At 65.4% G+C, this 24041-nt stretch carries 17 protein-coding genes; 8 read left to right on the top strand and 9 right to left on the bottom strand.

The genetic code is table 11. From position 1 onward, the window contains the following. Positions 1-30: 30 nt before the first annotated feature. The 5 genes from AC19YR_RS07905 to AC19YR_RS07885 all read right to left on the bottom strand — a co-directional run bounded on the left by AC19YR_RS07905 (position 31) and on the right by AC19YR_RS07885 (position 7080). Positions 31-1353: an ABC transporter substrate-binding protein gene (locus AC19YR_RS07905; RefSeq protein ID WP_095108600.1), complete on the bottom strand. Its 1323-nt coding sequence runs from the start codon at positions 1351-1353 to the stop codon at positions 31-33. A 36-nt stretch (positions 1354-1389) separates the two neighbouring features. Then, positions 1390-2721 carry an ABC transporter substrate-binding protein gene (locus AC19YR_RS07900; RefSeq protein WP_500597876.1) on the bottom strand — a complete coding sequence of 444 codons (1332 nt, stop codon included), beginning with the start codon at positions 2719-2721 and terminating at the stop codon, positions 1390-1392. Positions 2722-2973: 252 nt separating this feature from the next. Next, a complete protein-coding gene (locus AC19YR_RS07895; RefSeq protein ID WP_095108292.1) occupies positions 2974-4314 on the bottom strand; it encodes a sigma-54-dependent transcriptional regulator in 1341 nt (446 codons plus the stop codon). A gap of 7 nt (positions 4315-4321) precedes the next feature. Beyond that, positions 4322-6049 (bottom strand): sensor histidine kinase, encoded by a 1728-nt coding sequence (locus AC19YR_RS07890; RefSeq protein WP_500597874.1) that lies wholly within the window; start codon positions 6047-6049, stop codon positions 4322-4324. Between the two features lie 83 nt (positions 6050-6132). After that, a complete protein-coding gene (locus AC19YR_RS07885) occupies positions 6133-7080 on the bottom strand; it encodes a site-specific integrase (protein WP_500597873.1) in 948 nt (315 codons plus the stop codon). A gap of 355 nt (positions 7081-7435) precedes the next feature. Here AC19YR_RS07885 and AC19YR_RS07880 point away from each other — a divergent pair, with 355 nt between their 5' ends. The 4 genes from AC19YR_RS07880 (at position 7436) to AC19YR_RS07865 (ending at position 10997) form a co-directional block, all read left to right on the top strand. Next, complete coding sequence (locus AC19YR_RS07880) at positions 7436-7708, top strand: type VI secretion system contractile sheath small subunit (RefSeq protein ID WP_095108291.1); 273 nt, start codon at positions 7436-7438, stop codon at positions 7706-7708. A gap of 183 nt (positions 7709-7891) precedes the next feature. Then, positions 7892-8599, top strand: coding sequence for an HPP family protein (locus tag AC19YR_RS07875; protein WP_500597872.1), 708 nt, complete (start codon positions 7892-7894; stop codon positions 8597-8599). Between the two features lie 136 nt (positions 8600-8735). After that, positions 8736-9842, top strand: a complete 1107-nt coding sequence (locus tag AC19YR_RS07870; protein WP_500597870.1) for an enoyl-CoA hydratase/isomerase family protein — start codon at positions 8736-8738, stop codon at positions 9840-9842. 3 nt (positions 9843-9845) lie between these two features. Next, positions 9846-10997, top strand: coding sequence for an acyl-CoA dehydrogenase family protein (locus AC19YR_RS07865; protein ID WP_095108288.1), 1152 nt, complete (start codon positions 9846-9848; stop codon positions 10995-10997). A 105-nt stretch (positions 10998-11102) separates the two neighbouring features. Here the strand turns inward: AC19YR_RS07865 and AC19YR_RS07860 are convergent, their stop codons facing one another. Next, the gene (locus AC19YR_RS07860; protein ID WP_500597869.1) at positions 11103-12287 is read right to left on the bottom strand and encodes a porin; all 1185 of its coding nucleotides are present in this window, start codon (positions 12285-12287) and stop codon (positions 11103-11105) included. Between the two features lie 349 nt (positions 12288-12636). Between AC19YR_RS07860 and treZ the strand changes: the two genes are divergently transcribed. Together treZ and AC19YR_RS07850 are read left to right on the top strand one after the other, a co-directional pair. Continuing rightward, positions 12637-14427, top strand: a complete 1791-nt coding sequence (gene treZ / locus AC19YR_RS07855; RefSeq protein ID WP_500597867.1) for a malto-oligosyltrehalose trehalohydrolase — start codon at positions 12637-12639, stop codon at positions 14425-14427. Beyond that, positions 14424-17159, top strand: a complete 2736-nt coding sequence (locus AC19YR_RS07850) for a malto-oligosyltrehalose synthase (RefSeq protein ID WP_500597866.1) — start codon at positions 14424-14426, stop codon at positions 17157-17159. Before treZ ends, AC19YR_RS07850 begins: the two co-directional genes overlap by 4 nt. Before the next feature lie 232 nt (positions 17160-17391). Here the strand turns inward: AC19YR_RS07850 and treS are convergent, their stop codons facing one another. Both treS and AC19YR_RS07840 read right to left on the bottom strand, forming a co-directional pair. Continuing rightward, positions 17392-20682 (bottom strand): maltose alpha-D-glucosyltransferase, encoded by a 3291-nt coding sequence (gene treS / locus AC19YR_RS07845; RefSeq protein ID WP_500597864.1) that lies wholly within the window; start codon positions 20680-20682, stop codon positions 17392-17394. A gap of 46 nt (positions 20683-20728) precedes the next feature. After that, on the bottom strand, positions 20729-22714 hold the full coding sequence (locus AC19YR_RS07840; RefSeq protein WP_500597863.1) for an alpha-1,4-glucan--maltose-1-phosphate maltosyltransferase: 1986 nt from the start codon (positions 22712-22714) through the stop codon (positions 20729-20731). Positions 22715-23090: 376 nt separating this feature from the next. On the opposite strand from AC19YR_RS07840, the gene AC19YR_RS07835 reads away from it, so the two are divergent. Both AC19YR_RS07835 and AC19YR_RS07830 read left to right on the top strand, forming a co-directional pair. After that, complete coding sequence (locus AC19YR_RS07835; protein WP_095108282.1) at positions 23091-23375, top strand: hypothetical protein; 285 nt, start codon at positions 23091-23093, stop codon at positions 23373-23375. Position 23376: 1 nt separating this feature from the next. Then, positions 23377-23580 (top strand): hypothetical protein, encoded by a 204-nt coding sequence (locus AC19YR_RS07830; protein WP_095108281.1) that lies wholly within the window; start codon positions 23377-23379, stop codon positions 23578-23580. Positions 23581-23651: 71 nt separating this feature from the next. Here the strand turns inward: AC19YR_RS07830 and AC19YR_RS07825 are convergent, their stop codons facing one another. Then, positions 23652-23924: a DUF1652 domain-containing protein gene (locus tag AC19YR_RS07825; protein ID WP_095108280.1), complete on the bottom strand. Its 273-nt coding sequence runs from the start codon at positions 23922-23924 to the stop codon at positions 23652-23654. Positions 23925-24041 lie beyond the last annotated feature (117 nt).

The following is a 24041-nucleotide window of genomic DNA, read 5'->3' as shown; positions in this document are numbered from 1 at the left end:
CGCCACAGTGGCTCAATCACGCGGGGCGGTTCAGTTGCACTGCGCGCCCGGGAACCCGGCCTTGATCCATTCCAGCGCGGTGGTGCCGTCTGGCGGGGTCACGCACTCGCCGGAGAAGGCGATGACGTTCTGCACGCTGCCCTGCTTGGCGGCCTTGTCGTAGTGGTATTCGCCGTAGGCGATACCTTGCATGGCCTGGTGGCCACCGGCGCGGGCCATTTGCACGGTGCCGGACACCGACTCAAAGGTCGCGCCCTTGAACGCCTTGGCGATTTCCAGCGGTGCTGGCACTTTGCCCGGCTGCGCCTTGGCGTTTTCCGCGGCGTGTTTGAGGCCAAGGATGGCCTGGGCCATTTTGCTCGCCGGGTAGGTCGGCGCGGTGTTGTAGGTGGCCTGGTACTTGTCCTTGAACCAGCGGTTGAGGTCGTTTTCCGGGGCGAAGGCACCGAACGGGCCACGGCCGCCGATAATCATGCCGTCCGGGGCCTGGTCCTTGTAGCGCGCCAGGGCCGACTCACCGCAGGTGAGCACGGCGGTGGCATCTTCCAGCAGGCCACGGGCGTTGGCTTGCAGCACCAAGGCTTCCATGTCGCCGCCCCAGAAGCTGGAGTGGATGATGTCCGGGCGCTTGACCGACAACGCGGAAATCTCGGCGCCGTACTGGCCCTGGAAGACTTTCGGCATTTGCGATTCGACCACCTTGGCCTTGGGCATCAACTGCTCCATGGAGTGGGTGAAGTCGTTCCAGCTGTCCTGGCCCCAGGCGTAGTTCTGCTGGATGCCGGCGACTTTCTGCGCGTCAGGGCGGGTCTTGGTCAGGTAACGGGCGGCGCCAATGTTGTCCACGGCAGCATCAAGGCTGGTACGGAAGACGAATTGCGGGGTCTTGTCCTCCTTGAACAACTGGGAAGTGCCGCAATCGTAGAACACGGTCATCGCCCCCAATTCTTCAGCCACTGGGGCGATGGCCAGGCAATCGCCGGACGAGATGTAGCCCACCACTGCATCGACCTTCTGGCGCTGCACCAGGTTGCGGAATTCCTCTACCTGCTTGGCCGCACCGCCCGCTTCGTCGATCAGCACCACTTCGATTTCGGCGCCATTGATGCCCAGGGTGTTGTAGGGTGCGGGCAACTTGCCCTGGTTCAGCCCTTCCACGAGGATTTTTGCCGCGTTGGCCGACGGCTCGCCGAACGGCCCCGCCGCCGGGCCGGACAGGAAGGTCACGACGCCAATGCGGAACTTGCCGTTTTCCGCGGCCAGGGCCGTGGTGCTCAGGCTCAAGGCCAGGCCAGCGGCGGTGATCGCCAGGGCCAAGGGGTGTTTGCGTGCGCTTTTTTTATAGTTGTGCATGGCTTTTTCCATTCTCGATTCAAGACACAGGGGTGGTTAAGGGGCTCGGCCCTCGGGGCGCGGCTTGCCAGCGGCGTGCGTGGCCAAGCGGCGGTTGATCGTGGCGCTGTCCATTTGCAGCTCTTGCGCCGAATACACGGCCCAGTTGCCCAGCATGACCTGGGCCGGGGGGAACTGGCTGTTGGCCACCGGGGTGCCGATGGCTTGGGTTTGCTGGAGCTGGTGGGTGCGCGGGTCGATGCGTGAGACGAACCCGGGCGGGTCTTCCGGCAAGGCGATTTCCAGGCCTTCGAGGGCGTGGATCAGGGCCTGGGTGTCGGTGCTACCACCGGCCTTCTCGAAGGCTTTGGCCAACACCATCACACCGGTGTAGGCGCCTTGGGCGGCGTAGGTCGGGTAGCGGCCGTTGAGGGCCTGGAAGCGCTGGACGAAGGAGCGGTTGCGCGGCGTGTCGGGCCAGTTGTTGTGGTGGCGGGCCGAGAGGATCAGCCTCGGCGGCGCCTTGTCGCCCAGCGAGACGAGAAAATCGTAGTTGCCGCCCGTATCGAAGTTGGCCAGGCGCGAGGTCTCGAATAGCCGCGTGCCCGCTGCTTGCGTGACAAAGGCGTGGAAATCCCCGCCCCACAGGGCCGAGACGATCACGTCGGGCTTGGCCTGCTCGAGGGCGGCAATGTAGGCCGAGTAATCCGGCTCATACAGGCGCGGCCACAGCTCGGTGACGTCCTCGAACGCCACGCCGAGTCGGGCGAAGGCTTCGTGCAGGTCGTCGCGCGAGACGTGGCCGTATTCGTAGTCAGGGCCGATGAAGGCCAGGCGTTTCCACCCGGTTTCCTTTTGCAGGGCCTGCAGGTAGCGGGCGCCGGCGGCCATGGAGGTCCAAGTGTCGTTGGTGACGCGAAAATACCAGGGGTGGCCGTTTTCCAGGGTCATGCGCGAGGACGCGTGGTCAGTGCCAATCATCAGCACCTGCTCGCGCTTGGCCAACTCGCTGACCGCCAGGCCCACGCCCGACGACACCATGCCGCACAACACTTGCACGCCATCCTGGTGAATGAAGTTCTTTGCCAGGCCCACGCCATAGGAGGCCTTGGACTGGTCGTCGTCGATAATCACCCGCAGGCGCGGCACCTTGTCGCCCGCCTCGCGCATGGCCTGCAATTCGATCAATGCCACTTGCACCCCGGCGATGCTGTCCTGGCCGTAGATCGCTGCGCGCTCGGTCATCGGGTATAGGCAACCCATGGTCAAGTCGGCCTGGGACGCGGCCGCGCCCAGCTCAACCCGGCCGACCTGGGCCACCGAGGCGACGCTCAGCAACAGGCCGCCCAGGGCAAGGGCGCAGTGAAACCATGGACGTGGCAGGGACATAAGGCTTTTCCTTTAGGGCGTTCGCGACGCCTCTTGTTAGCTAGCAGGAAGGGATAGAGCAAGGGCTGTGCCAGGATGCTGGCACAGCCATGACGGCCGTGGGGAGCGAGCCCGCTCGCGAGGGCATCAGGGCTGTGGGGGGGTGATGTTCCCGATCGCGAGCAGGCTCGCTGCCACAGAGGTTTATGGCCACGCGAGCACGCCGTTGAGCGCTAAGCGCTCAACCCTTGCGCGCGGTTGAGCGGTTTGCGCTCAACCCAGGCCCAGGCGCTGCAAGCGGCGCTTGAGGGCGTGCCGGGAAATCCCCAGCAGGTTGGCGGCCAGGCCCTTGTGGCCGGCGGTGCGGCTCAGGGCATCGCTGACCAGGTCGCGCTCGGCGCGCTCCAGTTGGTCGCCCAACACTTGGGGGGCGTCCTGGGCGCCCAGCGGGGGCAGCGGCAGCAGGTCGGGGCTGATGAGCTGCCCGGGGCTGAGGATCGTCAGGCGCTCCACCAGGTTTTTCAGCTCACGCACGTTGCCCGGCCAGCGGTGGTGTACCAGCGCGGTGGCGCTGTCGGCGGCGAAGCGGATCGGCTCCACGCCCTCCTCCGCAGCCTGGCGGCGGGCAAAGTGCTGGGCCAGTAGCAGCACATCCTCGCCGCGCTCGCGCAGGGCGGGAATGTCCAGGGTGATGACGTTCAAGCGGTAGAACAGGTCTTCGCGAAACCGCCCCAGGCGCACGTCCTCGGCCAGGTCACGGTTGGTCGCTGCCACCACCCGCACATCGGCGTGGCTGGCGGCGTTGGCGCCTACGGCGCGGTAACTGCCGTTCTCCAGAAAGTGCAGCAGCTTGGCTTGCAGGGCCAGGGGCAACTCGCCGATTTCATCGAGAAACAAGGTGCCGCCATTGGCCTGGCTGACCAGCCCGGCGCGCTTTTGATGGGCGCCGGTGTAGGCGCCCTTTTCCGAACCGAACAACTCGGCCTCGATCAACTGCTCCGGCAGCGCCGCGCAGTTAACCTCGACAAAACCCTGGGCGGCCCGCGCGCTGTGGTTGTGCAGGGCCTGGGCCACCAGGGTCTTGCCGGTGCCCGACTCCCCCAGCAGCAGGATGCGCGTGGCCGAACTGCGCGCGATGCGCTGCACCGCCTCATGGAGCGCGCGCATCGCCGGGCTGTGGCCGAGCAGGCCGGCGGCCAGTTCAGCGCTGGCTTCGCCCTGCCCGGGGGCTGCTGGCACGTGCACCAGGGCCAGGGTGGTGGCGATCACCGCCAGCAGCTCATCGAGCTCGAAAGGTTTGGTCAGGTAATCGGTGGCGCCGCTTTTCACCGCTTGCACGGCAGCGCGGGTATCGCCATGGGCCGAGATCATGATGACCGGCAGGTGCGCGTGGCGTTGGCGCAGGCCTTCGAGGGTGGCGATGCCATCGATGCCCGGCAGGCCCAAGTCCAGCAGGACGATATCGATATCGGTGTGCTCGCCGCTGAGCAACTCCAGGGCCGCCTCGCCGCTGTTGGCGGCACTGATGCGCATACCTTCGGCGCGCAGGGCGTAGCTCAAGGAGCGCACCAGCGCTTCTTCGTCGTCGACGATTAGTACGTGAATGTCAGACATCGGGGGGTCACTTCGCCTCTTTCCCAGGTGGGGCGCAGAAATCCAGGGTCACCGCAGTGCCCGCGCCCAGTGTGCTGATAATGTCCATGGGCGCACCGTTGGCCTCCAGCAGTTGCTGGCAGATGCTCAGCCCCAGCCCGGTGCCGCGCGCCTTGGAAGTGAAAAACGGTTGGCGGATCTGCTGCAAGTCGCCCGCCGGGATGCCGCAGCCCTGGTCGATCACCGTGACCCGCACCCGCTCGCCCCGCGCCTGGGCGTGCAATTGCACGCCGTCGCCGGGCTGGCTGGCCTGCAAGGCGTTGAGGCACAGGTTGAGCAAAATCTGCTGGACTTGGTCTGGGTCCACATACAGCTCAAGGCCCGCCTCGGCGCGACAGTGCAGGGTCACGCCGCGGGCCTGCATGTCGGCCGCCACCCGCCGCGCCACCTGCTCGAACAGGGGTTCAACCGCAACAGCCCGGGGCTGGGCCGGGTGTGGCCGGCCATATTCCAGCAGGTCGCTGGTGACGTGGCTCAAACGGTCGATTTCCTTGCCCAAATCCGTCAGCAAGTGGCGCCGCTCCGGTTCTTCCTCGCGGCGTAGCAAGGCTTGTACGGTGGTTTTCATGGTGGCCAAGGGGTTACGCACTTCATGGGCCACGCCGGTGGCGAAGGTGCCGAGCACCGCGAGGTTTTCCGTGCGCACGGTGCGGTCCAGCACATCGGCCAGACGCTCGGCCATCACATTGAAGGCCCGCGCCACATGGCTGATTTCATCGTCCCGCGGTTGCTCGGCGAGGCGGTAGCTCAGGTCCCCCATGGACAACTGCTGGGCGCCCTGCAACAGGGTGCTGACCCGTGCGCGCAACTGCCGCGACAGGGTAAAGAACACCACCACAATGAAGGCGATAAAGCCCGCCGCCACCCAATACAGCCACCAGCGCGCATCGTTCAGCGGTTTGAGGATGGCCCCCGGTTGCACGCTGAACACCAGTTGCCAGCCCGCAATGATCTGCGGGCCGTCGCGCCACTGCTTCGGCGCTTGCACCTGGCGCCCGGTGGGGTCGATGAACGCCCCGCCCGGCACCCGCAGCAGCGGTGCCACCACACCGCTCATGCCGGCGCTCACCAGCAACTCGGTCAGCGAGGCCAGGCGCAGGTGCAAGGCAATGCGCACGCGGTGGTCGGTACGGCCGTTGCGGATGGTCTTGCGGATCAGAAAGCCACCGGAGCGCCCCGGGCCGGCCAGCAAGGGCCCGATCACTTCGACATCGCCGACCCGCGCCACCGGCAGGCCGCTGATCGACCAGTCACGCCGCGCCCAGTACGGCTCGCCGGAGGCCGCTTGCCCCGGCAGTACGTTGAGCAAACGGTCATGCTCGTCGAAAAACAGCACGCCGTAGAGGAATGGGGAGTCCGCTTCGAGTTTGAGCAGCGACTCCACATCACTGCCCGAGCCCGATGGCGTGGCGATAAAACCCGGCATGTTCGGGTGGTTGGACAAGGCCGAGAGCTGGTAGAAGCGGTCGTCGAGGAACGACGACAAGCGGTTGGCCGTGGACAATGCCTGGGCGTCGAGACGCTCGCCGGTCAAGCGGTTGAGCAAGTCCTTGGCCAGTTGTTCATAGAGCACCGCCAGGGTCACCAGGGCGATGCTAATCACCAGTACCGAGAGCAAGGTGTAGCGCGCTACCAGGCTGCGATGGGGGCGGGCCAGCCAATGGCCGAGCCCGTGAAGCAGAGAAATGCGAGTCATGGCGTTTTGATTGTTTTTATAAAGTCGCGCCAGCATAGGGACGGCGGCTCGCCTCTGTCCATGCCTATCCCCGGTTGCGGACCCTACAGATCAAAACGGTCGATGGCCCGGCGCCGTTCGTTATCGTCGCGCACGTCGTAATTGGCGGTGGTCTGGATGTTGGTGTGGTGCGCCAGTTTTTGCGCGATGGACAGGTCATGCTCCTCGATCACCCGGGTGATGAACGAGCGGCGAAAGTCGTGGGGCATGATCTTCACCCCCACCTGGGCGCCGCGCTGGCGGGCGATGTAGTAGATCGCGTGTTTGGTGATGCGCTCGCGGGTGATGTGGCTGCCCCGGCGGATACGGTTGAACAGGAAGGGGTCGTCGGCCTGGCCCTCGGGCAGTTGGGAGCGGCGAAACTCCAGCCACGCCGTCAGTTTGGCGAAGGCCCAGGTGGGCGCGTACTTGACCAGTTGCTTGTTGCCCTTGGCGGTGACCCGCAGGCTGCGTTCGCTGAAATCGAGCTGGCCCAGTTCCAGGTTCACCGATTCGGACTTGCGCATGCCCGAGCCATACAGGATCGCGATCACCGCTGCATCGCGCAGGCCCTGGGGGCGCGGGTCGGCGGCGCACACGGCCATCAGTTCCTGGATCAGGCTGCGCTTGAGGTTGCGCCCCTGGGCCAGGCGCGTACCACCCATGGCCTTGACCGAACGCATCTTGAGCAGGTGGTCCTGGCTTATCAGGCTCAGGCGCCAGGCTTCGTTCATCACCCCGCGCACGGCGTTGACGTACAGCGACGAGGTGTTGGGCGCATAGCCGTCCTCGCGCAGCGCCGCCACCAGGGCGACCACATCCGCCGGTTGCAACTGGTGCCAGGGGATTTCGTCGATATTGAGTTCATCAAAACCCAAGCGATCAGCGGCGTCTTGCAGCACGTAACGCATGGTCAGTTGGCTCGAGGGCGCCAGGCGCGCCAGGTACAGCGTCAGCGGGTTGGCTTCGTGGGCACCGGCAGGGAGGCAGTGGGGTTGAAGTAAGTCAGTCAAGCGGAGCAGGCCTTAAATGAAAAATGCGCGGCCGTGATACGTGGTCCCGGCCTCTGTAAATGAACCCGTAAGCATTTCAGATTATGTAAACAAAGTATTGATCCATATTCGTTTTTCAACACTTTATGGGCCGCGCCAAATGCCTGTCAGACGGTGATTCCAGACAGTTTGCAGGTTTCCCACGCGGTTAATCCTTCAGAGAAAAATCTTACGAGGATATCGGTAACTGCCATCTATGAGTGGCTGTCCACCGGCCCATAATTGGCCGGCAAAAGCGACTTACAAAAAACCAGGTTGCCTTTTTTGTGAATACCGTCTGCCGCCCGTTCCTTCTCAGTCAAACGTAGGCGCTCCAATGTCTGAAGAACTGTTCCTCGATCGCTGTGCAAATCCCTCTCCCCTGACCTTGGACCGGCCCGCGCTGGCGGACGGCTACACGGAACTCAGCGTGCCCCTGCCACAGTTGCAGCGCCTGCGTGCCCTGCGCGACGCCCTGGTGGCGCTCAAAGGGCCCTTGGGCGAACGTACCGAACTGCGCGAAAACCTCGAGCGCGCGCTGCTGAGCAGTGAGAGCCGCGAGCGAGTGCTGGGCAAGCAAGTCGCCCCGCCGCTGCCGGTCTACCGTTGAAGCGACGGCGCAAATGCAAAAAAACTGCACTTAAGCAGCATTAATATGAATTAGTCACAGGTGCGGCAGATTGGCACACTGCGCGCCGTTCCTCCCCCAATAGTTGGAACATTTCCCAAGGGTTGCCCGGTTTGCCTGGCAACCCTTTTTTTGCCCTGCCCCGTGTACCGGATCGTCCTCGCCATGCTCGCTCGTTGGTTCCCCGCTGCCCTCAACACCCGCCCCACCGAATGGACCCGCGCCGCCATCGGCATGGCCTTGGGTACGCTGTTCAGCGTCTGGGCCTGTGCCCAGGTGTTTGGCCCAGACGTGGCGCTGCACCTGATCGGCCCCTTGGGCGCCTCGGCGGTGCTGCTGTTCGCCGTGTCGTCCGGCGCATTGGCCCAGCCCTGGGCGATTCTGGGCGGCTATGCCTGCGCCGGCGTGGTGGCGTTGTTGGTTGCTCATGCGTTGGGCCGCAGCCTGGGCAGCGCTTGCCTCGCCGCGGGCTTGGCGCTGCTGCTGATGTGTGCCCTGCGCTGCCTGCATCCGCCGGCCGGTGCCCTGAGCCTGATTATGGTGGTGGCCGACCCCGCCACCGTCGCCCTCGATTGGCTGGCCCTCGGCCCGGTGATGCTTGGTGCCCTGTGCATGGTGCTCAGCGCCCTGGCCTACAACAACCTGACGCGGGTGCGCTACCCCAAAGGCCACGCCGAACCGGTGGCCGTGGTGCCTGCCGACCATGCGCCCGTGGACCCGGCCGCCATCACCGCCGCCGACCTGCACAACGCCCTGCAGGACATGCAGGAATTCTTCGACGTCACCCCCGAAGACCTGGAACAACTGATCCACGCCAGCGAGCGCCATGCCCGCCGGCGCAGCGTCGGCGAGGTGCTGGCCAAGCGCCTCTGAACGCCGCTCACCCTGCAAAAATGCACAGCTGACCTGCACTTATCACGGTTGTACAAGGCAAATTTGCACTGTTACGATCCGGGATCGTTCGCCCGCGAACACTTCTATAAAAAACAATAAAAGCAGGGAGTTAGTGATGACTGCTGAGGTTCCGTCCCAGGTCCGGGAAGCCCTGGACACCCCCCAACCCCAGGTACTGGCGCAGGTGCGCAACCATATCGGTCACCTGACCCTCAACCGCCCCGCCGGCCTCAATGCCATCACCCTGGACATGGTGCGCAGCCTGCACCGCCAACTCGACGCCTGGGCCCACGACCCGGCCGTGTACGCGGTGGTGCTGCGCGGCGCCGGCGAAAAGGCCTTTTGCGCCGGCGGCGATATCCGTTCGCTGTATGACAGCTTCAAGGCGGGCGACACCCTGCACGAAGACTTTTTCGTCGAGGAATACGCCCTCGACCTGGCGATCCACCACTACTGCAAACCCATCCTGGCCCTGATGGACGGTTTCGTCCTGGGCGGCGGTATGGGCTTGGTGCAAGGCGCCGATCTGCGGGTGGTGACCGAGCGCAGCCGCCTGGGGATGCCGGAAGTGGCCATCGGCTACTTCCCGGATGTGGGCGGCAGCTACTTCCTGCCGCGCATTCCCGGTGAACTGGGTGTTTACCTGGGCGTCAGCGGCGTGCAGATCCGCGCCGCCGACGCCTTGTATTGCGGTTTGGCTGACTGGTACCTGCAAAGCAGCCAACTGGAACTGCTGGATGGCTGCCTCGACAGCCTGATCTGGCACGCCAACCCCCTCAAAGACCTGCAAGGCCTGCTCGCCACCCTGGCGGTGCAAACCCTGCCCGACGCGCCCCTGCTGGCGCTGCGTACCGCCATCGACCACTTCTTCGCCCTGCCCGACATGCCCGCCATCGTCGAGCAACTGCGCGCCGTCACCGTCGGCGACAGCCACGAGTGGGCCCTGGCCACCGCCACCCTGCTGGAAAGCCGCTCGCCACTGGCCATGGCCGTGACCCTGGAAATGCTGCGTCGCGGCCGCCATTTGAGCCTGGAAGACTGCTTTGCCCTGGAACTGCACCTGGACCGCCAATGGTTCGAGCGCGGCGACCTGATCGAAGGCGTGCGCGCCCTGCTGATCGACAAAGACAAGCGCCCACGCTGGAACCCGCCCACCTTGCAAGGCCTCGATGGCCAGCGGGTGGCTGCGTTCTTCCATGGTTTTGACCAACGAGGGAGCTGAGCCATGCACGACCTGGAATTGAGCGAAGAACAAGTGATGATCCGCGACATGGCCCGCGACTTTGCCCGCGGTGAAATCGCCCCCCATGCCCAGGCCTGGGAAAAGGCCGGGTGGATCGATGACGCCCTGGTGGCGAAGATGGGCGAACTGGGCCTTTTGGGCATGGTGGTGCCCGAGGAATGGGGTGGCACCTACGTTGACTACGTGGCGTACGCCCTGGCGGTGGAGGAAATCTCCGCCGGTGATGGCGCCACCGGAGCGCTGATGAGCATCCATAACTCGGTGGGTTGCGGGCCGGTGCTCAACTACGGCAGCCAAGCCCAGAAAGAAGCCTGGCTGCCCGGCCTGGCCAGCGGCCAGACCATCGGCTGCTTCTGCCTCACCGAGCCCCAGGCCGGTTCCGAAGCCCACAACCTGCGCACCCGCGCCGAACTGCGTGACGGCCAGTGGGTCATCAACGGCGCCAAGCAGTTTGTCAGCAACGGCAAGCGCGCCAAACTGGCCATCGTCTTTGCCGTCACCGACCCGGAGTTGGGTAAAAAAGGCCTCTCGGCCTTCCTCGTGCCCACCGACACCCCGGGCTTCATCGTCGACCGCACCGAACACAAAATGGGCATCCGCGCCTCCGACACCTGCGCCGTGACTCTTAGCAACTGCACCCTCCCCGAAGCCAACCTGCTGGGCGAACGGGGCAAAGGCCTGGCCATTGCCCTGTCCAACCTTGAAGGCGGGCGCATCGGCATCGCCGCCCAGGCCCTGGGCATCGCCCGCGCAGCCTTTGAAGCCGCGCTGGCCTATTCGCGCCAACGGGTGCAGTTCGACAAAGCCATCATCGAACACCAGAGCATCGCCAACCTATTGGCCGACATGCACACCCGCCTCAACGCCGCCCGCTTGCTGATCCTCCATGCCGCACGCCTGCGCAGCGCCGGCCAGCCGTGCCTGTCCGAGGCCTCCCAAGCCAAACTGTTCGCCTCGGAAATGGCGGAAAAAGTCTGCTCATCGGCGATGCAGATCCACGGCGGCTACGGTTACCTGGAGGACTACCCCGTAGAGCGCTACTACCGCGACGCCCGCATCACCCAAATCTACGAGGGCTCCAGCGAAATCCAGCGCATGGTCATTGCGCGCGAACTGCGCCACTACTCGATATAGGGGGGCACAGCTGCGAGCTGCAAGTTTGTGGCTTGTGGCTTCACCTCCACTACAAAAAAAACCGGCCCCGCCGCGATGCGCACGGCGGGGCCGGTTCAGTTGCGCTTACCAGGTCAGCACGGCACCTACGGCGAAGGTGTTGGTGTCTTCGTTTTGCAGGTCGTTGTCGTGGCCGTTGATTTCAAACTGGTTGTATTCGGCGACCAGTTGCAGGTTGGCGTTGATCTCGTGGAACAGCGCGATGCCGCGGGTTTCGTAGTCGGCGCCGGTGCCGACCACGCCGTTGCCGTCATCCTTGGTCTTGCCGTAAGACAGCGCCAAGCGGTTCTTGCCCAGTTTGTACGAGCCTTGCAGCAGGTAGCCGTCGCTGTCCACCTCGCGCAGCGTCGCCTCGCCAGCGTTGTTGGTATAGAACGGGTTGATGCCCTTGGCCTGGAACCCCGAACCGGTCAAGGACAAGCCGCCCATTTTCGCCTGCACGCCGTAGCCGACGCCTTTAGAGGTGACCGACTGCACGCTCGGGTCGGTGTTGTCAGAGGTCTGGTAGCTGCCGTTGAGCCAGTTGTAGATCTTCGCCCCGCCGAGGTCGAACTGGTACGTGATCTCGCTCTCGGTGCGCGGGTTTTCCTGGTAGGCCTTGCCCAGGGCGCTGTCGTCGTTGGTGTCCACCGGGTCCATGATGCCCACGGCCACGCGCAGGCCTTGCATCACTGGCGTGCGGTAGGTGATTTGCGAGGTGGGGAACGGGTACGGGTAACCGGTGCCGATGTTGCCGAACGACACCCCGCCGCCGTCCACCAGGCCCAGGCTGTCGCTGACCTGGCCGTAGCCGGCGAGCATTTCGTCGAGCAGGATGTTGGAGCGGGCGAACAGGCCAAAGTCTTTACCGATCAATACCTCGCCCCATTCGGGGTTGGCCACGGTGCCGTAGAACTGGCGCACGTCGATGGCGGTGTCGGTGCCGTTGGTTTCGCTGTCGTTGATGGTCACCCAGAAAGACGCCCGCGCGCCGAGCTTGAGGTCATCGACCTGCTTGCCCATGTTGAAGCCCAGGTAGTTGGGCAAAAAGCCCATTTTTACCCGTGACTGACGGCGGTCGTACTGCTCGCCGGCGCGGTCCACGTCGCTGTTGACGTAAAAGGCGTTGATGTAGCCGTCGGTGGAAAACGTGGTCTGGTCTTTGTCGTACAGCATGATTTCGGCGTGCGCCGCCGAACTCAGGCCCAGGGTGGACAGGCTGGCGATAAACACCGGCAAGATGGGGTGCCGCAATTTCTTATTGTTGTACATGGCGCGCTCCGCAAACGGGGGACGAGTTGTCGGAGGCAATTATCAGAAGGGCCGCAGGGGGCTCCCATGCTGCCTTGGCGGCGAAAGGCCGCTACTTTGGCCTGGCGCGGGTGGAGCGGCCACAGCGGCGTAAGACCGGGGGCGCCACTTTGGGTGTAAGGCTGGGTGGGTCGTAGGGTGTAGGCACCCTTGCCTGGGGTTTTGCTTACGCTGCGTTGCCAACACACCCCCCGCAGGCCTTGCCTAGGGTTAGGCCGCCCGAAAAACTCGAAACTTCTGAAAAGCCTCCGGGTCAGGTTAAAGGTACGGGGCAAGCGCCCCGCCCCTTGCGACCTGGAGGTATCGACCCATGCCATCAAGGTCACCCCAGGGCCCGCGCCATGGCGCCTGGCCCTTGAGCTCGACCCACACCCGTTTTGCCCTCTGGGCCCCCGACGCCCGCAGTGTCAGCCTGCAACGCGACAGCGGCGAATGCTTGCCGATGCTGCCCGCAGCCCAGGGCTGGTATGAACTGGACGCACCTTGGGGTGTGGGCAGCCGCTACCGCTTTGTGATCGACGACCAACACCCCGTGCCTGACCCTGCCGCCCGCGCCCAGGCCACGGATGTACACGGCTACAGCCTGGTAATCGACCCTGACGCCTACCGCTGGCAGCACCCGCAGTGGCGCGGGCGGCCCTGGCATGAAGCGGTGATCTACGAGCTGCATGTCGGCGCCCTCGGTGGCTATGGCGCGGTGGTGGAACACCTGCCGCGCCTGGCCGCGTTGGGCGTGACCGCTATTGAGCTGATGCCTTTGGCGCAATTTCCCGGCACCCGCAATTGGGGCTACGACGGCGTGTTGCTCTACGCGCCCCACGCCGCCTACGGCAGCCCCGACGACCTCAAGGCCCTGATCGACGCCGCCCACGGCCATGGCCTGATGGTGCTGCTGGATGTGGTCTACAACCACTTTGGCCCCGACGGCAATTACCTGGGCCAGTACGCCAAGGCGTTTTTCCGCGAGGACAAACACACCCCCTGGGGCGCGGCCATCGACTACCGGCAAGGCCCGGTGCGCGAGTTTTTCATCGATAACGCGCGCATGTGGCTGCAGGACTACCGCTTCGACGGCCTGCGCCTGGACGCGGTGCATGCCATCGACGACAGCACTTTCCTGCACGACTTGGCGCGCGAGGTACGCCAGCACCTGGACCCGGCGCGCCAGGTGTGGCTGACCCTGGAAAACGAATTCAACCAGGCCAGCCTGCTTGACCCGACCTTGCAAGCGTTGAGCTTCGACGGCCAATGGAACGACGATGGCCACAACGCCCTGCATGTGCTGCTCACCGGGGAAACCGAGGCCTACTACGCCGACTTTGCCGAACGGCCCACCGAACACCTGGCCCGTTGCCTGAGCCAGGGTTTCGCCTTCCAGGGCCAGCCCGACCGCCACGGTCGGCCCCGGGGCGAACCCAGTGGGCACCTGCCCCCCAGCGCCTTCGTACTGTTCTTGCAGAACCACGACCAGGTCGGCAACCGCGCCCTCGGCGAGCGCCTCTCACAGCTGTGCCCGCCACCGGCATTGCGGGCGGCGACCCTGTTGCTGCTGCTCTCGCCGATGATCCCTTTGCTGTTCATGGGCGATGAATGGGCCGCCAGCGAACCCTTCCTGTTTTTCACCGACCACCACGCGCAACTGGCCGACGCCGTGCGTGACGGCCGGCGCAATGAGTTCGCCGGGTTCCCGGCCTTTGCCGACCCCCAGCGCCGCGCCGCCATTCCCGACCCCAACGCCCGTGCCACGTTCGAGGCGTCGCGCCCCGGCGCGCCGGCCAGCGCCGAACAACAGGCCATGCTGGCCTGGCACCACCACCTGCTCAAGGTGCGCCAACAGCACCTGACCCCGCACCTGCCGGGCACCCAGGCCCTGGGCGCGGTGGTACTGGGCACAGGCGCGGTCAGTGCGCGCTGGCGCCTGGGGGACGGCAGCGTGCTGCAAATCGACCTTAACCTGGGCGTGGCGCCGGTCACCCGACGCAGCGCCCCCCATGCCCGAGTGCTGGCCCACAGCACCGCGCAACCGCCCTTGGCGCAGTTGCCCGCCCACAGCGCCATCGCCACCCTTGCCGCCCCGCTACCGGAGGACCCCACCTGGTGAACACGCCCCTGCGCGCCACCGTGCGCCTGCAATTTCATGAAGGCTTCCAACTCGACGACGCCACCGCCCTGGTGCCCTACTTCGCCGACCTGGGCATCAGCCATGTGTATGCCTCACCCTTGCTCAGCGCCAGGGCCGGGTCCATGCACGGCTACGACGTGGTCGACCCGACCCGGGTCGATCCGCGCCTGGGGGGCGAAGCGGCGTTGCGCCGCATCGTCGCCGCCCTGCGCGAGCACGAAATGGGCCTGGTGCTGGACATCGTCTCCAACCACATGGCGGTCGGCGGAGCCGATAACCCCTGGTGGCTCGACCTGCTGGAGTGGGGCCGGCGCAGCCCCTACAGTGAATTCTTCGATATCCAGTGGCACTCCCCCGACCCCTTGCTCGCCGGCCAATTGCTCGTGCCCTTCCTGGGCAGCGACTACGGTGCGGCCTTGCAGCAAGGGGACGTGGTGCTGCGCTTCGACCCCGCCAATGGCGGTTTCTATGTCAGCCATTACCAGCACCGCTTCCCCATCTGCCCCGACGACTACCCCACCCTGTTACCCGCCACCCTGGCGCACCTGGGCGAGGCTTTCGCGGCACTGGCCGGGCACCCCGACGCCCACGCCCGCGCCGCGCAACTGCGCGAGGAACTGGCCCACGCCGCCCACGCACCGGCGGCCGCCGAGGCGATCCTCGGCCACCTGCAACGCTTCGATTCGCGCACCACCGAGGGCTTTGCGCGCCTGCACCGCGTGCTCGAACGCCAGCACTATCGCCTCGCCAGTTGGCGCACCGCCGCCGATGACATCAACTGGCGGCGGTTTTTCGACATCAACGAACTGGGCGGCCTGCGGGTGGAGCGCCCGGCGGTGTTCGAGGCCACCCACGCCAAGCTGTTCCAGTTGCTCGGCGAAGGCTTGATCGATGGCCTGCGCATCGACCACATCGACGGCCTCGCTGACCCCCGCGGGTACTGCCGCAAACTGCGCCGACGCGTCGATGCCCTGGTGCCAGGGCGGCATGTGCCGATCTACGTGGAAAAAATCCTTGGCGACCACGAACAACTACCCGCGGATTGGTGCGTGGATGGCACCACCGGTTATGAGTTCATGAACCAGTTATCGCTGCTGCAACACCACCCGGCGGGCGCCGAACCCCTGGCCCGCCTCTGGAGCGAGCACAGCGGGCGGGCGGCGGATTTTGCCGAAGAAGTGCAACTGGCCCGCCAACAGGTGCTCAATGGCAGCCTCGGCGGCGACTTCGAGAGCGTGGCCCAAGCCCTGCTGCAAGTGGCCCGGGACGACCTGATGAGCCGCGACCTGACCCTGGGCGCGATCCGCCGGGCGTTGCAGGCGCTGATCGTGCATTACACCGTGTACCGCCCCTACGTCAGCGCCCGTGGCCGTAGCGCCCAGGATCAACGTTTCTTCCAGCAGGCCCTGGACGGTGCGCGCCAGACCCTCGGCGAAGGCGACTGGCCGGTGCTCGATTACCTGGAGCACTGGCTCGGCGGCCAGCCCTGGCGCGAGCGCCCGGCCGGCCGCTCGCGCAAGCTGCTGCGCCATGCCTGCGTGCGGTTTGCCCAACTGACCGCGCCCACCGCCGCCAAGGCGGTGGAAGACACCGCGTTCTATCGCTCGGCGGTGCTGCTGTCGCGCAATGACGTGGGCTTCACCAGCGAGCGCTTCAGCGCCTCGATTGAGGATTTTCACCAGGCCTGCCAGCAGCGCCTGCACCAGTTCCCCGACAGCCTGCTCACCAGCGCCACCCACGACCACAAGCGCGGCGAAGACACCCGCGCCCGCTTGGCGGTGCTCAGTGAACGCAGCGACTGGTACGCCGAGCAACTGGCCCACTGGCGCACGCTGGCCGCGCCCCTGCGCACGGAACTGGGCCCGGCGCCCGGCGATGAGCTGATGCTTTACCAGACGCTGCTGGGCAGTTGGCCGCTGCAGCTGGACCTGGCCGACACCCGCGCCGTGGCCGCTTACCGCGAGCGCCTCGGCCAATGGCAGATCAAGGCCCTGCGCGAAGCCAAACTGCACAGCAGTTGGAACGCCCCCAACCCCGACTATGAACAGGCCTGCCAGGACTTTCTCGATGCCCTGCTCCACAGCCCCCAAGGCGCGCCGCTGCGCCAGGCGCTGGCCCGCGCCGTTGAGACCATCGCCCCGGCCGGGGCCGTCAATGGCCTGGCCCAGGTGCTGTTGCGCAACACCTGCCCCGGCGTGCCCGACCTGTACCAGGGTAACGAGCGCTGGGATTTCTCCCTGGTGGACCCGGACAACCGCCGCCCAGTGGACTTCGCCCTGCGTCGCCAGGCCAGCGCCCAGCCCGCGGACATCACCACCCTGCTGCGCGACTGGCGCGACGGGGGCATCAAACAGGCCCTGATCGCCCAAAGCCTGGGTGTGCGCCGGCACTACAGCGAACTGTTTCGTCGTGGCGACTACCACCCTCTCAGGGTGCAAGGCCCCCGCGCCGAACACATCGTCTCCTTCGCCCGCCACTGGCAAGGGCAATGGGCGTTGGTGGTGGTGCCACGCTGGGTGGCCGGGTGGCTAGGCGATCAGCCCCACATCCCGCCGGCGAGTTGGGGCGAAACCTGCATCCACCTACCGCCCGCCCTGCGGGACTCGCGCTGGAAAGGCTTGTGGGCCACCCGCCTAACAGCCCAAGGCGAGCTTTTGCCGGTCAGCCAGGTGCTAACGCAGATGCCGGTGAACCTGTTGATCGCCGTTTGAGTAACCGCTGCCCCCAATACCCCCTCCCCTGCAGGAGCAGCGGGCCGGCCACACCAGACGTGGGAGCGAGCCCTGTTCGCGATGGCGGTATTCCAGCCGCGATAGCTGCATTGCCTGGACTGGCCTCATCGCGGGCAAGGCCCGCTCCCACAGGGAAGGCAGCGGACTGGCCACACCAGAACCCCTGGGAGCGAGCCCTGCTCGCGATGGCGGTGGGTCGGGCAGCCCAAACTTAGAGCAACGCGGCCAACCCCCGCAGGGGAACGCTGAGCCAGTCGGGGCGGTTGCGGGCTTCATAGGTGACTTCGTAGGCGCCTTTTTCCAGGGTGAACAGGGCCAGGGCCGCGTCTTCGCCTGCCGCTTCCCAGCCATGGGCCAGGTCCTGGGTGGCGAGGCGGTAGGCGTCGAGGAAGGCCTGTTGCGAGTCTTTGAGGTAACGCTGCGCCACCCGCTCACGGGCAGTGTCGGCGGCCGGTGAGGCATCCACGCCCTGCACACTGTTCAGGGCCATGGCCGCGGCGTAGTCGAAGGAACGCAGCACCCCGCTGACGTCCTTGTACGGGCTGTGCCGCGCCCGGCGTTCGGCCAGTGGCCGTGCTGGCTCGCCCTCGAAGTCGATCAGGTAGGCATCGCCGTGAATCACCAGGACCTGCCCCAGGTGCAGGTCGCCGTGCACCCGCAGGCTGAGGCCGCCCTTGACCGCCCGGGCCAGTGTGTCGATGCGCGCCAACGCCGCCTTGCGCCCCTTGAGCAGGCGCGTGACCCGTGCTTGGTCCGCCGCCTCCAGGCTGTCGCGGTGCTGTTCCAGCAGGTCCAGGGCCTGTTCCAGTTGCTGGCGCACTTGAGTGGCCAGGGCCTGGGTGTCCTTGGCGCTCAAGGGCCGGGCGGTGAAGTCCGGGTTGTCGCTGGGCGCCGCCAGTACGCTGTGCATCTGCCCCAGGCGCTGGCCGAACATCGCGGCAAAGTCGGCCAGTTCGCCCAAGGCGTTGAAGTGCTGCTCGTGCTCGGACACCGCGTCGGCCAACTCATCGCGGATCGCCCGCTCCAGGTTGTTCTGGGTCCAGGTCCAGGCGTCGCCCTGATTGCTCAGGTAACCCTGGGCGATCATCAGCAAGTGCTCCTGGCCCTGGTCATCGCGGCGCACCACCGAGCCCAGCAGCGGCGAGATATGGGCAAAGCCTGCTGCCGTGAGGAACGCACTCATCTCCAGCTCCGGATGTACCCCGGCGCTGACCTGGCGGATCAGTTTGAGCACCAGGCATTCACCCACCACCACCGAGCTGTTGGACTGCTGCGCCGAAAGGTAGCGCACCGAGGCCTCGCCATCCAGGCCCAGTTCAGCCAGCCCCGGCCCCGGCTCGAACGCAATCTGCCCGGCGCCTTGGGGGGTCAGCACGGTACGCGCCTGCAGCGCTTGGATCACCGCCAGAACAAAGGTGTCCAGGGCAAAGGCATCGGTAATCAGCCCCACTTGCGGGCCACGGCGTACCCGGCTCAAGGCCAGTTGCTGGGGCAAGGCGCTGTTGATCCGGTCTTCGGCCAACAAACCGAACGGCAGTTGATAGCGGGCATCGCCCACTTCGATTTCGCTGAGCAGCACCGGGTGGTGCGGGTCGCCGAAGCGCACGCCGTAGGCAATACGCACCGCGCCTACCGCGCTGTCCTTGCCGGCGAACCAGCGCCGGTTGGCCAACCATTGGGGCAGCACCTGTTGCTCCAGGGTGTCGCGGGCCGGGGCGTCGAGGAGTTCCTCCAGGCGCTTTTTCAGCACCAGGGTCAGCAACTCCGGCAGGCTTTGCGCCGGCTCCACGTGCCAACTGGGCATGCGTGACTGGTCGGCGAGCAGGAACCAATAGAAGCCGTAAGGCGCCAGGGTCAACAAGAACGGCAACTGGCCGATGGGCGGAAAGGCGTTGCCCCCCATCATTTCCACCGGCACCCGCCCGGCGTAGGCGGACAGTTCCAGTTCGGCGGCCTGGGCCGTGCGCGAGACGTTGGCCACGCACAGGATCAGTTCGTGGTGGCCGTCGGGCGCGGTGTACTCGCGGGTGTAGGCGAGGATGCGCCGGTTGCTCGGCGAAAGCATGTGCAGGCTGCCCCGGCCAAAGGCCTTTTGCTGCTTGCGCACGGCCAACAGGCGGCGGGTCCAGTTGAGCAACGAATGGGGGTCGCCGGCCTGGGTCTCGACGTTGACCGAGGCATAGCCGTAGAGCGGGTCCATGATCGGCGGCAACACCAGGCTGGCCGGGTCGGCGCGGGAGAACCCGCCGTTGCGGTCGATGGACCATTGCATCGGCGTGCGCACGCCGTCGCGGTCGCCCAGGTAGATGTTGTCGCCCATGCCGATTTCATCGCCGTAATACAGAGTCGGCGTGCCGGGCATCGACAGCAGCAGGCTGTTGAGCAACTCGATGCGCCGGCGGTCGCGCTCCATCAGCGGTGCCAGGCGCCGGCGGATGCCCAGGTTGATCCGCGCGCGACGGTCGGCGGCGTAGAAGTTCCACAGGTAGTCGCGCTCCTTGTCGGTGACCATTTCCAGGGTCAGCTCATCGTGATTGCGCAAAAAAATCGCCCATTGGCAATTGGCCGGGATCTCCGGGGTCTGGCGCAGGATGTCGGTGATTGGGAAGCGGTCTTCCTGGGCCAGGGCCATGTACATGCGCGGCATCAGTGGGAAGTGGAAGGCCATGTGGCATTCGTCGCCATCAGCGCCGTGGACGTCGCCGAAGTACAACTGGGTGTCCTCCGGCCACTGGTTGGCCTCGGCCAGCAGCATGCGGTCGGGGTAATGGGCGTCGATCTCGGCGCGGATGCGCTTGAGCACCTGGTGGGTCTCGGGCAGGTTTTCGTTGTGGGTGCCGTCGCGCTCGATCAGGTACGGAATGGCGTCCAGGCGCAGGCCGTCGATGCCCATGTCCAGCCAGTAGTGCATCACCGACAGCACGGCTTTGAGCACCTGGGGGTTGTCGAAATTGAGGTCCGGTTGGTGGGAATAGAAACGGTGCCAGAAGTACTGGCCGGCCACCGGGTCCCAGGTCCAGTTGGATTTTTCTGTGTCGAGGAAAATGATCCGCGTACCGTCGTATTTGTCGTCGGTGTCGGACCACACGTAGAAGTCGCGGGCCTTGGAGCCGGGCTTGGCCTTGCGCGCACGCTGGAACCAGGGGTGCTGGTCGCTGGTGTGGTTGATGACCAGCTCGGTGATGACGCGCAAGCCGCGTTTGTGGGCTTCGGCGATAAAGCGCCGGGCGTCGGCCATGGTTCCGTAGTCGCTGTGCACGCCGCGGTATTCGGCGATGTCGTAGCCGTCGTCGCGCCGTGGCGAGGGGTAGAACGGCAACAGCCAGATGGTGTTCACCCCCAGGTCGGCAATGTAGTCGAGCTTGGCGATCAACCCGGGGAAGTCGCCGATGCCGTCGTTGTTGGAATCGAAGTAAGACTTGACGTGAACCTGGTAGATCACCGCGTCCTTGTACCAGAGCGGGTCGTTGATAAAGGCTGCCGAACGGGGTTTCCTGGCCATGAAAGACTCCTGCTGGTCGGGGAAAAAAGCGTGCGAGGGCGAAGGGCTAAAGGGTTTCCAGGCGCCAGATACCGAACGGCTGGTGCCAGGGTTCGATGCGCATCCACTGGGTCTTGCCGTACCAGGTCCAGGTGTGGCCGTTCATCAGGTCCACGCCCCGGGTGTGGGCGTCGTCGGGCAGGCCCAGGCGCCATAGCGGCAGCTCGAAATGCGCCTCCTGGGCGTTGTGCGGGTCGAGGCTGACGGCCACCAGCACGTAGTGGCTGCCGTCGGGGCTGCGCTTGCCGAAATACAGGATCTGCTCGTTCCAGGCGTTGAACAGCTCCAGGCCCAGGTGCGTGTGCAGCGCCGGGTGCTGGCGGCGGATACGGTTGAGCTGGGCGATCTCGGCGATGATGTTGCCCGGCGCACTGTAGTCGCGGGGGCGGATCTGATATTTCTCCGAGTCCAGGTATTCCTCCTTGCCCGGCACCGGCGCCGCCTCGCACAGCTCGAAACCGCTGTACATGCCCCACAGCCCCGACCCCATGGTTGCCAGCGCGGCGCGGATGAGGAACCCGGCGCGGCCACTGTCATGCAGGAAAAACGGGTTGATGTCCGGGGTGTTGACGAAAAAGTTCGGCCGGTAGCACTCGCGCCATGGCGACTGGTTGAGCTCTTCGAAGTACGCCGCCAACTCGGCCTTGGTGTTGCGCCAGGTGAAGTAGGTGTAGCTCTGGGAATAACCGACCTTGCCCAGGCGCGCCATCATCGCCGGTGTGGTGAAGGCCTCGGCGAGGAAGATCACCTGCGGCTCGCGGGCACGCACATCGGCGATCAGCCATTGCCAGAACGGCAGCGGCTTGGTGTGGGGGTTGTCGACGCGAAACAGCGTGACCCCTTCGGCCACCCAGCCCAGTACAATGTCGCGCAGGGCCAACCACAGGCCGGGAACGGCGTCGGCGGCGTAGAAGTCGACGTTGACGATGTCCTGGTACTTTTTCGGCGGGTTCTCGGCGTAGCGGATGCTGCCGTCCGGGCGCCAGTTGAACCAGCCCGGGTGCTCAGTGAGCCAGGGGTGGTCCTGGGAGCACTGGATGGCGAAATCCAGGGCGATTTCCAGGCCATGCTCGGCGGCAGCGGCCACCAACCGGCGAAAATCCTCGCGGCTGCCCAGTTGTGGGTGAATCGCCTCGTGCCCGCCCTCGGCGCTGCCAATGGCGTAAGGGCTACCGGGGTCGTCGGGCCCGGCCGTGAGGGCGTTGTTCGGGCCTTTGCGGTGAAGGCGGCCGATGGGGTGGATGGGCGGAAAATACAGCACATCGAAGCCCATATCACGAATCATCGGCAAGCGTTGCTGCACGTCGTTGAAGGTGCCGTGGCGGCGGGCGTCGTCGGTGCTGGAGCGGGGAAACAGCTCATACCAACTGGCGAACTGCGCCCGCTCACGCTCTACATCCAAGGCGAAATGCGGGCTACGGCTCAGGTACGCCTGCACATCGGCCTGGGCCATCAGGGCTTGGGTGGCCGGTTGCAGCAGCAGGGCCACTTGCTCATCGGCAGGTGACTGCCCGAGCCGCTGGTGCACGCTGGCCAACTGCTCGGCCACCTCGCCGCTGCTGCGTTCCCGGGCCAGGCGCAGGTGTTCGCGCCCCTCTTGCAGCTCCAGATCCACGGCCACCCCGGCGAAGGCTTTTTTCTCCAACTCATGGCAAAAGCTCAGGTAACGGTCGATCCAGGCTTCTATATAAAAGCCGTACAGCCCAGGCTCGCCGACCGCAAAGCCACCCTGCCAGGCGTTATTGCCCAGCTCCGTCAGGGCTGCGCCCTGCCACGGCCCCGCGCCCGGTCCACACCAGCGCACCACCACTGCCAATTGCTCATGGCCGTCGGCGAACACCGTGGCGCTCACCTGCACCTCCTGCCCGGCCACGGCCTTGGCGGCGAAGTGGCCGCCGTCCAGGGTGGGCATCACGTTTTCGATAGCGATGCGCGGCAGCAACAAGGCCTCGGACAGGGGCAAGGGTTCAAAACGTGCTTGATCTTCAGCCATCGAACATCGCTCCTTCACGCCCGCAGGCGCTTTGGGTGGGTTATGCAGGCGCTGGCCGACCCGCCTAAGTTCCGAACCGGTACGCACGTTAAAAGTTCAGCGCAATTGCCCTTGGCCGACCAGGCGGAACCTGGCGATGCAGTTAGCAGGCCAAGGCCCGGATGGCGTCAGGGCCCGGCGAACAATCGAAATAATCGATTCAACTGAGCGAAAATTCCGCGCCAACCGAACCAATTTTCACAGGTTAATTTTTGCAGTCCGCCCCGCGCCGCCGCAGTCACAGCTTTAACCGTGGCACCGAACGCCCGGTACTCACCGCCCAAAGCGCCCCTGGCACCGCCACGCGAAGGGATCTTGAAAAGGTAAGGAGGATGCAATGCTTGCCCACGACGCGCTGTTCACCACCCCCACCTGCCGGGCCTTTGCCCTGGAACAGAACCACCGCCTCTTCCACCAGGCCAACGCCCTGAGCCAGTGCGCCCTGGACCTGCTGGACGCGCCCACGCTCGACGCCGAGGCGTTCGCCCACTACCAAGCGCTGCGGCGCAAGGCCGACCTGAAGTTCGCCGAAGCCATCGACCACTTGCGCCTCATCCAACAATCGCCGCGCATGCGCGCCGTGCAACTGCGCGAACGCAGCGCCGTTGCACAGGAGGCTTGAGATGGATGCCCAGAGCAAAGCCTGGCAACTGGCGATGGCCCTGATTGCCAGCGGCAAGATGCCGTTCGACATTGGCAACCCGCAAGGTTCGATCAAATGGCTTAACGGGCAGTTGCACGTGTTGGCGGCGTTGTTGGAAGAGCCAGCGGCGGCGGGGCAAGTGGTGGAGTTGCGCCAGCGGCGCAAGCGGTGCTTGGAGCCGTAGGCGCCTGGCGTGCCAGCGATGGCGGTCTTGAGATCGCCATCGCGAGCAGGCTTAGCTCCCACAGGGCAGCGCTAAAGACTGCGCAGCGGCATACCCGCCTCATCGCCCGAGCGCTGGCTCAAATCCATGCGTAAATCCGCCACCAACGCGGCCAGCGCCTGTTGGCTGGTTAATGAATCAATGGCAATCCCCGTCACCGTCAACACCACGCTATGGCCGTCCTCGGCATAAAACTGCACTGTGAACGAGCGGTTATCCGGCGACGTGCACACACAACGCTGGGGCAAAAAAGCCGACTCGATGATTTGCCGCAACTCCAACTGGGAAATTCCAGGGTGGGTCATGTCGTCCCTCCAAAAGGTCAGAAAACAACACAATGTGCACAATTTAGGCTCACGACATTTAGGTGCATGGGCAACGGCACTAGTTCAGAAAAAATCCTGCCCCGCTGCTTCACCTGC

It is taken from the genome of Pseudomonas sp. MF08817 (assembly GCF_059862705.1).
The sequence above is the reverse complement of the archived record's forward strand: the minus strand, read 5'-3'. Positions and strand labels throughout refer to the sequence as shown.

Coding starts and splice junctions, on each gene's coding strand:
- AC19YR_RS07905 (WP_095108600.1), bottom strand. CDS start 1,353: ATGCACAACTATAAAAAAAGCGCACGCAAACACCCCTTGGCCCTGGCG.
- AC19YR_RS07900 (WP_500597876.1), bottom strand. CDS start 2,721: ATGTCCCTGCCACGTCCATGGTTTCACTGCGCCCTTGCCCTGGGCGGC.
- AC19YR_RS07895 (WP_095108292.1), bottom strand. CDS start 4,314: ATGTCTGACATTCACGTACTAATCGTCGACGACGAAGAAGCGCTGGTG.
- AC19YR_RS07890 (WP_500597874.1), bottom strand. CDS start 6,049: ATGACTCGCATTTCTCTGCTTCACGGGCTCGGCCATTGGCTGGCCCGC.
- AC19YR_RS07880 (WP_095108291.1), top strand. CDS start 7,436: ATGTCTGAAGAACTGTTCCTCGATCGCTGTGCAAATCCCTCTCCCCTG.
- AC19YR_RS07875 (WP_500597872.1), top strand. CDS start 7,892: ATGCTCGCTCGTTGGTTCCCCGCTGCCCTCAACACCCGCCCCACCGAA.
- AC19YR_RS07870 (WP_500597870.1), top strand. CDS start 8,736: ATGACTGCTGAGGTTCCGTCCCAGGTCCGGGAAGCCCTGGACACCCCC.
- AC19YR_RS07865 (WP_095108288.1), top strand. CDS start 9,846: ATGCACGACCTGGAATTGAGCGAAGAACAAGTGATGATCCGCGACATG.
- AC19YR_RS07860 (WP_500597869.1), bottom strand. CDS start 12,287: ATGTACAACAATAAGAAATTGCGGCACCCCATCTTGCCGGTGTTTATC.
- treZ (WP_500597867.1), top strand. CDS start 12,637: ATGCCATCAAGGTCACCCCAGGGCCCGCGCCATGGCGCCTGGCCCTTG.
- treS (WP_500597864.1), bottom strand. CDS start 20,682: ATGGCCAGGAAACCCCGTTCGGCAGCCTTTATCAACGACCCGCTCTGG.
- AC19YR_RS07840 (WP_500597863.1), bottom strand. CDS start 22,714: ATGGCTGAAGATCAAGCACGTTTTGAACCCTTGCCCCTGTCCGAGGCC.
- AC19YR_RS07835 (WP_095108282.1), top strand. CDS start 23,091: ATGCTTGCCCACGACGCGCTGTTCACCACCCCCACCTGCCGGGCCTTT.
- AC19YR_RS07830 (WP_095108281.1), top strand. CDS start 23,377: ATGGATGCCCAGAGCAAAGCCTGGCAACTGGCGATGGCCCTGATTGCC.
- AC19YR_RS07825 (WP_095108280.1), bottom strand. CDS start 23,924: ATGACCCACCCTGGAATTTCCCAGTTGGAGTTGCGGCAAATCATCGAG.